Consider the following 1,247-nt stretch of genomic DNA (forward strand, 5'->3'; position numbering starts at 1 on the left):
TCAAAGTGTGTTTGCTCACTCCCCGCAGCTTATCGCAAGCTACTACGTCCTTCATCGCCTGTAATCGCCAAGGCATCCACCATGTGCACTTATTCGCTTGTCCCTATAACGTTAGCCTCTGATTACCTAAATAATCAAAGAGCGCTACAGGGATAAGAAAGTACAACGTTGTTGCTTGTTTGTTGATACATACAATCATTACCCATCGATTTGCTTTTTACGGCAAACCGATCAATAAATAATCTTTACTTCTTCCAGATTGTTAAAGAACATACAGCACTTAGTCTCGAAAAGACCAAACCTAAATTTAATCACCGATGTGATCAACTTACGTTTGAACTTTTGGTGGAGGATGACGGGATCGAACCGACGACCCCCTGCTTGCAAAGCAGGTGCTCTCCCAGCTGAGCTAATCCCCCTGAGATTTACTACAGAAACTGGTAGGGCTGGTTGGACTCGAACCAACGACCCCCGCGTTATCAACACGGTGCTCTAACCAGCTGAGCTACAGCCCCAAATGCTGTTCTTTATATTAACAGCCGATAAGTGTGAACATTTGATGCGTGAACCATTACTGATTCGTGCAAACTCTAGAAAGGAGGTGATCCAGCCGCACCTTCCGATACGGCTACCTTGTTACGACTTCACCCCAGTCACGAATCCTACCGTGGTAAGCGCCCTCCTTACGGTTAAGCTACCTACTTCTGGTAAAACCCGCTCCCATGGTGTGACGGGCGGTGTGTACAAGACCCGGGAACGTATTCACCGCGACATGCTGATCCGCGATTACTAGCGATTCCAACTTCATGCAGTCGAGTTGCAGACTACAATCCGGACTACGATACACTTTCTGCGATTAGCTCCCCCTCGCGGGTTGGCGGCGCTCTGTATGTACCATTGTATGACGTGTGAAGCCCTACCCATAAGGGCCATGAGGACTTGACGTCATCCCCACCTTCCTCCGGTTTGTCACCGGCAGTCTCATTAGAGTGCCCTTTCGTAGCAACTAATGACAAGGGTTGCGCTCGTTGCGGGACTTAACCCAACATCTCACGACACGAGCTGACGACAGCCATGCAGCACCTGTGTACTGGTTCTCTTTCGAGCACTCCCCAATCTCTCGGGGATTCCAGCCATGTCAAGGGTAGGTAAGGTTTTTCGCGTTGCATCGAATTAATCCACATCATCCACCGCTTGTGCGGGTCCCCGTCAATTCCTTTGAGTTTTAATCTTGCGACCGTACTCCC

General features: G+C 49.2%; 2 tRNA genes and 2 rRNA genes. All 4 read right to left on the reverse strand.

The features are described 5' to 3' along the window. A 23S ribosomal RNA gene (locus tag O0880_RS28075) occupies positions 1 to 103 on the reverse strand; the annotation flags it as partial. A 240-nt stretch (positions 104 to 343) separates the two neighbouring features. Further along, a tRNA-Ala gene (locus O0880_RS28080) sits at positions 344 to 419 on the reverse strand. Positions 420 to 438: 19 nt separating this feature from the next. Then, positions 439 to 515 (reverse strand) — tRNA-Ile (locus tag O0880_RS28085). 79 nt (positions 516 to 594) lie between these two features. Further along, a 16S ribosomal RNA gene (locus O0880_RS28090) occupies positions 595 to 1,247 on the reverse strand; the annotation flags it as partial.

This window comes from Janthinobacterium sp. SUN118, from assembly GCF_030397695.1.
Taxonomy (GTDB): domain Bacteria; phylum Pseudomonadota; class Gammaproteobacteria; order Burkholderiales; family Burkholderiaceae_D; genus Janthinobacterium.